This is a genomic window from Clostridium sp. UBA6640 (assembly GCF_002455975.1).
Taxonomy (GTDB): Bacteria; Bacillota; Clostridia; order Clostridiales; family Clostridiaceae; genus Clostridium_J.
Genome location: NZ_DKLM01000054.1, coordinates 1 through 7,714, shown reverse-complemented (window position 1 = coordinate 7,714; position 7,714 = coordinate 1). Strand labels below are relative to the sequence as shown.

7 protein-coding genes are annotated in these 7,714 nt (G+C 29.6%); 5 read left to right on the top strand and 2 right to left on the bottom strand.

All coding sequences use genetic code 11. The features are described from left to right. Nucleotides 1-41: 41 nt before the first annotated feature. The 3 genes from B2W91_RS05870 to B2W91_RS05860 all read left to right on the top strand — a co-directional run bounded on the left by B2W91_RS05870 (nt 42) and on the right by B2W91_RS05860 (nt 2,863). Nucleotides 42-422, top strand: coding sequence for a hypothetical protein (locus B2W91_RS05870; RefSeq protein ID WP_291579375.1), 381 nt, complete (start codon nt 42-44; stop codon nt 420-422). A 375-nt stretch (nt 423-797) separates the two neighbouring features. Further along, on the top strand, nt 798-2,180 hold the full coding sequence (locus B2W91_RS05865; RefSeq protein WP_291579374.1) for an ABC transporter permease: 1,383 nt from the start codon (nt 798-800) through the stop codon (nt 2,178-2,180). 5 nt (nt 2,181-2,185) lie between these two features. After that, nucleotides 2,186-2,863, top strand: coding sequence for an ABC transporter ATP-binding protein (locus B2W91_RS05860; protein WP_291579372.1), 678 nt, complete (start codon nt 2,186-2,188; stop codon nt 2,861-2,863). Nucleotides 2,864-3,151: 288 nt separating this feature from the next. On the opposite strand, the gene B2W91_RS05855 is transcribed toward B2W91_RS05860, so the two are convergent. After that, the gene (locus B2W91_RS05855; protein ID WP_291579371.1) at nt 3,152-4,372 is read right to left on the bottom strand and encodes a NupC/NupG family nucleoside CNT transporter; all 1,221 of its coding nucleotides are present in this window, start codon (nt 4,370-4,372) and stop codon (nt 3,152-3,154) included. 424 nt (nt 4,373-4,796) lie between these two features. On the opposite strand from B2W91_RS05855, the gene B2W91_RS05850 reads away from it, so the two are divergent. Continuing rightward, entirely contained in the window at nt 4,797-4,988 is a 192-nt protein-coding gene (locus B2W91_RS05850) for a hypothetical protein (RefSeq protein WP_291579370.1), read from the top strand. 33 nt (nt 4,989-5,021) lie between these two features. Here B2W91_RS05850 and B2W91_RS05845 read toward each other — a convergent pair whose 3' ends face one another. Next, nucleotides 5,022-6,200 (bottom strand): class I SAM-dependent rRNA methyltransferase, encoded by a 1,179-nt coding sequence (locus tag B2W91_RS05845; RefSeq protein WP_291579368.1) that lies wholly within the window; start codon nt 6,198-6,200, stop codon nt 5,022-5,024. A 474-nt stretch (nt 6,201-6,674) separates the two neighbouring features. Between B2W91_RS05845 and B2W91_RS05840 the strand changes: the two genes are divergently transcribed. Continuing rightward, the coding region (locus B2W91_RS05840; RefSeq protein WP_291579367.1) for an ABC-F family ATP-binding cassette domain-containing protein at nt 6,675-7,714 on the top strand (1,040 nt) is incomplete at its 3' end.

Here is a 7,714-nt window from a genome sequence, read left to right as displayed (position 1 = left end):
ATATAAGTTAACAGATCGAATATATTTATAAGGAGGGTATTATGAAGCCAAAAGAACCCAAGAAGAATTCTAAAATGGCACTTAGCCTATACTCAATGGCAGCAATTATGTTAATTTGTATAGTGTTTAATATTTATGCATCACATAGTTATATTTCTAATTTGGTTAAAACTGGTGCAATTAATATAAATGAGCAGTTGACAGAGGTTATTGGGTATTATGTAAGTTCTATTGTTCCGTATGTATTTTATTGTATATGTCTTATAGGGTTAGGCTATGTTGTTAATAGCATTCCTCGTAAAGCCCATATTGAGACTTCGAGCAGAGTAATAGCGCAACAACAATCATTAAATAATGTATGTGCTGAAGATGACTTCGATTTAGATGAGCTTGTAAAAGAATTAGAAAATAAAAGTAGATAAAGCATTATAATTAAAATTTTTGATAATAATAGAATTAGAAATAGTTTTAAGAGTAAAAGGAAGTACTGTGATAAAATCCGTGACAATGTGTCATGGATTTTGTTGTACATATAATTATTTATTTACAAGGGTATATGCAACAAATGAGTAATATAATGAGTCTTATCTTTGCTATTGTATTAATAGAGTGAAAGAATAATATTAGTGAAAAAATAATATTAGTGAAAAAATTTGTATAAAATATATATTAAAACTTTATAGTTGATTTACAAAAAATATAGAAGAACAAAATTTTATATGGTATTTAAGGTATTAACAATAGATTAACATAACCTTTGATAAGATGTATATATAAAGCGAATGGAGGTATGAATAATGTATGTCATAAAAAATGCTGTAAAAAATATATGGCGTAATAATGGAAGAAATATTTTAATAGGAGTGATAATACTTGGAATGATAACCTCAACTGTGGTTGCATTTAGTATTAACACAACAATAAATCAAATTATAAAAGATTATAAGACTAGATTTGGTTCAGAAGTAAGTATATCCATAGATATAAACAAAGTTTTAAAGGAAAGAGATAAGAATGGAATGCAGAGGCCTCCATCTATAAATAAAGACACGTATCTTGATTTTGCGGATTCAGAGTATGTAAAAGAAACAATATTTACTTCTGAGCTTCCTAGTTCATCAGCTACAATTAAGGGACTTGACGAAAATGATGAGGATAATGGTTCAGTTGGTTCAGTGGTATCATCGGCACCAAATGGAGATGCACCAGATATGCCTACATTAAAGATATTAGGTGTTTCAGATATTAAATCTTTAGCCGAGTTTAAAGAGGGTAAGAGAAAAGTAATAGATGGTAGCATGTATAAAGAAAAGAATGAGTGTATTATAAGTAAAGATTTAGCTGAATTAAATAACATTAAAGTTGGGGACACCATAGAAGTAAAAACTATGGATAGCGTAACACATAAGTTAAAGGTAGCAGGTATTTATTTTGACTCTACAAGCGAATATGGTGCAATGCCTGCTAAGATTGCATATATGAATAAGAGAAATGAAATATTGTGTAGCTTTGATACTTTAATGGGTATGTCAAAACCGGATGAACTTATGGTGGATGCTAAATATTTCTTAAAATCACCAGATATGCTAGATGCTTTTGAAAAAGAGGTAAGAGAAAAGGGATTACCTGAAGTATATAGTGTTTCCACAGATGAAGATAGTTACAATAAAATAGTTGGACCAGTTGAAGGTTTAGGATCTATAACACTAATATTTATATTAGTTGTATTAGGATTAGGGTCAGTAGTATTAATGTTATTAAACACATTATCAATAAGAGAAAGAAAGTATGAAATTGGTGTGCTACGTGCAATGGGGATGAAGAAAGGCAAAGTAGCACTTGGGTTAATAACAGAATCTTTAATGATAACAGTAATATGTTTAGGCATTGGAATCGGAGCTGGGTCAGCAGCATCACAACCAGTATCAAACTATTTACTTGAAAAGCAAGTAGAGGCTCAAAAGGCAAGTAATAGTAATCCAGGTCAAAATTTTATGATGCAAGGAAATGGCTCAGCAACAGATGAGGATACAATATCAGAAATTGATGTAAGTATAGATGGAGAAACTTTAATAAAGGTAACATCAGTTGCACTTCTACTGGCTTTATTAAGCAGTAGTGTTGGTGTAAGGTATATTACAAAATATGAACCAAGGAAAATACTTACTGAAAGGAGTTAGGAACTATGGCACTATTAAATGTAAAAAAACTTTCGTATTCCTATGACAACGCAAATAAAAAAGTTTTAAATAATATAAATATAGGCTTTGAAAAGTCAAAAATTTACTCAATAGTAGGTAAATCAGGAGCCGGTAAAACTACTTTTTTATCATTAATATCTGGTTTGGATACATGCAAAGATGGAGAAATACTCTACAAGGAAAAAAATATAAATAAAATTGATAAAGATAATTATAGAGCACAAAGTATAGGTGTTATATTTCAGGGATATAATTTATTAACTAATTATACAGCTATTGAAAATATATTATTATCCATGGATATTAGTAATGTTAATATTGAAAATAAAAGGAAATATGTTCTTGAACTGTTAAATAAGGTTGGAATAGATAATGAAAAAGCATTTAGAAAGGTTCTAACACTATCAGGTGGTGAGCAACAACGTGTTGCTATTGCAAGAGCACTTGCCCATAATCCAGATATAATAATAGCAGATGAACCAACAGGTAACTTAGATACTGAAACAGAAGATAATATACTTGATATTTTAAGAAAGCTATCTAATGAGGAAAATAAGTGTGTGATTATTGTAACTCATTCAAATAAAGTTGCGTTATTTGCCGATGAAGTTTGGGCACTTGATAATGGTAATTTATTGTTCATAAAGCAAAAACGAAAATAAAAAGTTATATTTAAATTAACTAGAGCCTCCACAAAATGTGGAGGTTTTAAATTGTATATAAAAGGTTTATATGAGGGTAGTTAGAATATATCTGTAATAATACATAAGATAAAAAATAGATTATTTGTCAATAGAATCTGTTTAAAAACCACTTTCACATTAAAAGTTTCAGATATTTTATAATAGACTAGACAATAAAATAGAGATATACTATATGCAATATTACATATAGTATATCTCTATTTTAGGCTACTTATATTCTTAATAGATTTTTATTTTTTATAAAGATTATAACAATACACCTGCAATGGCAGCAGTCATAAATGCTGCTAGAGAACCTCCTACAACTGCTTTTAATCCTAGCTTTGCAACATCCCTACGTTTCCCAGGTGCAACCCCACCTATAGAAGCTATTTGAACTGCTATAGAACTAAAGTTAGCAAATCCACAAAGCGCATAAGTTAGTATTACTATTGTTTTTTCAGTTAATTGACCACTAGCAATTAACGGTGAAAGATTAGCATAAGCAACAAATTCATTTAATACAACTTTCTGTCCAAGGAGATCTCCTGCTACTGCTATGTCTTTTGTCGGAATGCCCATTATATATGCAACAGGTGAAAAGAGTTTACCAAAAATCCAATTTAAGCTTAAGAAATCAGCACCAGCTAATCCACCTAGCCATCCTAAAAGAAAGTTTAATAAAGCTATTAAAGCGATAAAAGCTATTAATAATCCACCTACATTAAAAGCAATTTGAATACCATCCATGGCACCATTAGCTGCTGCCTCAATTATATTGGTAGCAGTTTTTTCGTTCTTTAATTCAATTGAGTTCTTAGTTAATGGCTCTTCTGTTTCAGGAATCATAATCTTTGCTATAACTAAACTTGCCGGTGCAGACATAACACTAGCTGCAAGTAAATGACCAGCACTGACACCCATAGCTACATAACCAGCCATAACACTACCAGCAACGGTAGCCATACCGCCAACCATAACTGAATATAGCTCAGATTTAGTCATTTTCTCCATATAAGGCTTTATAATAAGAGGCGCTTCATTTTGACTTACAAATATATTAGCTACGGCAGATAATGTTTCCGCTCCACTAGTTCCTAAAACTTTTGCAAGTCCCTTAGATATAATTGAAATAAAGAACTGCATAACACCTAAATGATAAAGTATACTCATAAGTGCTGAAAAGAAAATTATTGTAGGCAGTACTTGCAATGCAAATATAAATCCTATTTTATTTACGTTCACTAAATCTCCAAATACAAAAGCTGTACCTTCAGTAGTAAATTGCAATAATTTATCAATTATATTACTAGCAAATTGGAAAAACTTTTGTCCTAAAGGTACTTTAAGTACTAATAGCGCAAATATTATCTGAAGAGCTACTCCAATAGTAACAAGCTTCCAATCAACTTTTTTTCTATTAGTAGAAAATAAATATGCTATTAAGATAAAAATAGCTAAACCCAAAATTCCTATAATTCTATCCATAATACATTCTCCATCTATATAAATTTTTAGATTCTATACAAGTAATTTATCTAAGAACATAGATTTACTTGTAAAGTCCATTAAATAATATAGAATAAAATTCGACAATTTTCAACAAAACATTTTCCCTATTTTAAATGATAATGTTTGTCATTTAAAATAAGTATAGAAAAAATCGGGATAAATAAAGAGCTTAAATATATTTATGGCTGAAAAATAAATTAGATGAAAATATTCTATAAAAAATCAAAAAATTGTTTTAATCAAAATTTCCAATATTTTAAAGAAATTTATAATATTAATAAAATTTAAATCAAATATTTTTGAGGAGTAAATATTTTTAGAAAAGAATAAGATGTATATTAAAGATAATTTTTAGGAAAGCTATTTTTAATCAATATTCAAAAACTAAGAGGTGTTAAATATGAAAAAAATTTTTACTCAAGAAGATTTAGAAAGAGCCTTTAATTTAGGAAGAGAACAAGCACATATAGAATTGCAAAATGATAGTAGATATAATAGACAGGATGAATTTTCTTCAGAATTTTCTAATGAAATACCAAATTATTATAACCTTAAAGACCATACATCAGCTAAAATAGACGATAGAAAATAATATTAAAAACCGTGACATTTAGTCACGGTTTTCCTATATAACTTGAAATATAAAAAATTTTAAATAATAAGATTCTTCATTATCTGTCCATAGTATTGGATGATCCGGTGCTTGAGTTTTAAATTCTACTTGTCTAAGCATTCTACCAGCATCTTTTGCAGCTTCATATATAGCTTCTTTAAATAATTCGGGACTCATAAAGTGTGAGCAAGAAGCTGTTACAAGATATCCACCCTTTTTTACTAATTTTATTCCTCTATAATTTATTTTTTTATAACCTTTTTTTGCATTTTTTATAGTTTCTCTTGCTTTTGTAAAAGCAGGAGGATCTAATATTACAACATCAAATTCTTTTCCTTGATAGTTAAATTCTTTTAATATATCGAAGGCATCATGACATTCAAACTTAACTATATCTTGCAAATTGTTAAGCTCTGAATTTTTTCTGCAAAAATCTACTGCGTGCTGAGATATATCTATACCTAAAACACTCTTAGCACCAGCAATTCCGGCATTTAGGGCAAAAGAACCTGTATGAGTAAATACGTCTATAACTTCTGAGTCTTTACAAATTTTATGTATTGCTTTTCTATTTTCTTTTTGGTCTAAAAAGAATCCTGTCTTTTGACCATTTTCTATGTCCACATAATATTTAACGCCGTTTTCTTCAATGGTTATCATGGTATCAAAAGTTCCACTTAAAAATCCTTTAGTTTGCTCCATACCTTCCTTTAATCTAACAGCAGCATCGCTTCTCTCATAAACTCCTCTTGCATTATATTCTTCAACTAATATATCTACAATAGTTTGTTTATATTTATCAATTCCTAGTGCTAAGGATTGAATTACATAGATATCTTCAAATTTATCTATGACCATTCCAGGAATAAAGTCAGCTTCTCCAAAAATAAATCTACAAGAAGATGTATCTACAACCTTTTTTCTATATTCCCAGGCATCTTTTAATTTTCTTCTAAAGAAATCTTTATCTATTTCCTCGTTTATATCCCTAGTCATTATCCTTATAGTTATTTGAGAAGCATCATTTATGTATCCTTTTCCTATAAAAGTATTGTCAGAAGTATAGACTTCAACAATATCACCATTGGTATATTCTTCATCATAACCATTTATCTCTGTAGCAAAGATCCATGGATGACCACTTAAGGCTCTTTTACCACGACCTTTATCCAAATAAAATTTACAGCTCATCTTTTGTCCTCCTAAAAAATAAGATGTTAGTAGTATATCACAATGAAAATTTTTATATAACCTCCATATTTAATTCATAATGCACAATTAAGTCTTTCCACCTCTGGGGAACAGTAGTGAAGCCCTTTAGGGTTCCCCTGAGGTGCAATGTAGTTTGGAGTAATATTCAAAAATTTAAACTAATATTAATGGAGATAACCAAAAATAAGGAATGCTCATTCTTTTTAATAATTTTCATTTTGAAATGAACTGTCCCTTGATTTACAACTAATTCTGCTAATATTTAACTAAGAAATATCCAAAATTGTGAATTTGGCGTTGAAAAAGTAGTTATGCTGGTCTATAGCCTAAATTTTAATAAGTATATACATATTCAATTTTTAACCATAAAGGATTATTTTTTCTTTTGACATCATATAGGTTTATATTTTAAACTATAAATTGTGCCTATATTGAATTTTAAGGAGAGATAAGATGAGCATACTTACGGTTAAAAATATTAGTCATGGTTTTGGTGATAGAGCTATATTTGAAAATGTTTCTTTTAGACTTTTAAAAGGAGAGCATATAGGTCTTATAGGAGCAAATGGAGAAGGTAAATCTACCTTTATGAATATAATTACAGGAAAATTGATGCCTGATGAAGGCCAAGTTATATGGTCTAACAATGTTAGAGTTGGATATATGGATCAACATGCAGTTTTGGAAAAGGGAATGAGCATAAGGGATGTACTAAGGGGTGCTTTTAAATATCTCTTTGATGCAGAAGCAGAAATGAACGAACTTTATGGGAGAATGGGAGACGTGTCTCCAGAAGAACTTGAAAAAATGCTAGAGAGAACAGCTGTAATTCAAGACATGTTAGATCATAATGGATTTTATGTTATAGATAGTAAGGTGGAAGAAGTATCTAAGGGATTAGGACTTTTAGACATAGGACTTGATAAAGATGTGACTGATTTAAGTGGTGGTCAAAGGACAAAGGTTTTACTTGCAAAGTTATTACTTGAATGTCCAGATATATTACTTCTTGATGAGCCTACTAACCATCTAGATGAGGCTCATATTGAATGGTTAAAAAGATATCTACAAAATTATGAAAATGCATTTATACTGATATCTCACGATATACCATTTTTAAACTCAGTAATTAACCTTATTTATCATGTGGAAAATAAAGAATTATCAAGATATGTTGGTGATTACGATGAATTCCAAAGAGTTTATGAAGCAAAGAAAAAGCAATTAGAGCAAGCTTATGAAAGGCAACAAGCAGAAATCGCAAGGCTTGAGGATTTTGTTGCAAGAAATAAGGCAAATGTGGCTACTGCCAACATGGCTAAATCTAGACAAAAGAAACTAGATAAAATGGAAAAAATAGAACTTGTGAAAGAGAAGCCAAAGCCAACTTTTAATTTTAAACCAGCAAGAGCATCAGGAAAAATGATCTTTGAAACTAAGGATTTAGTTATAGGATATGATAGTGCTCTTACAAAACCATTAAATCTTTACAT

Coding starts and splice junctions, on each gene's coding strand:
- B2W91_RS05870 (WP_291579375.1), top strand. CDS start 42: ATGAAGCCAAAAGAACCCAAGAAGAATTCTAAAATGGCACTTAGCCTA.
- B2W91_RS05865 (WP_291579374.1), top strand. CDS start 798: ATGTATGTCATAAAAAATGCTGTAAAAAATATATGGCGTAATAATGGA.
- B2W91_RS05860 (WP_291579372.1), top strand. CDS start 2,186: ATGGCACTATTAAATGTAAAAAAACTTTCGTATTCCTATGACAACGCA.
- B2W91_RS05855 (WP_291579371.1), bottom strand. CDS start 4,372: ATGGATAGAATTATAGGAATTTTGGGTTTAGCTATTTTTATCTTAATA.
- B2W91_RS05850 (WP_291579370.1), top strand. CDS start 4,797: ATGAAAAAAATTTTTACTCAAGAAGATTTAGAAAGAGCCTTTAATTTA.
- B2W91_RS05845 (WP_291579368.1), bottom strand. CDS start 6,200: ATGAGCTGTAAATTTTATTTGGATAAAGGTCGTGGTAAAAGAGCCTTA.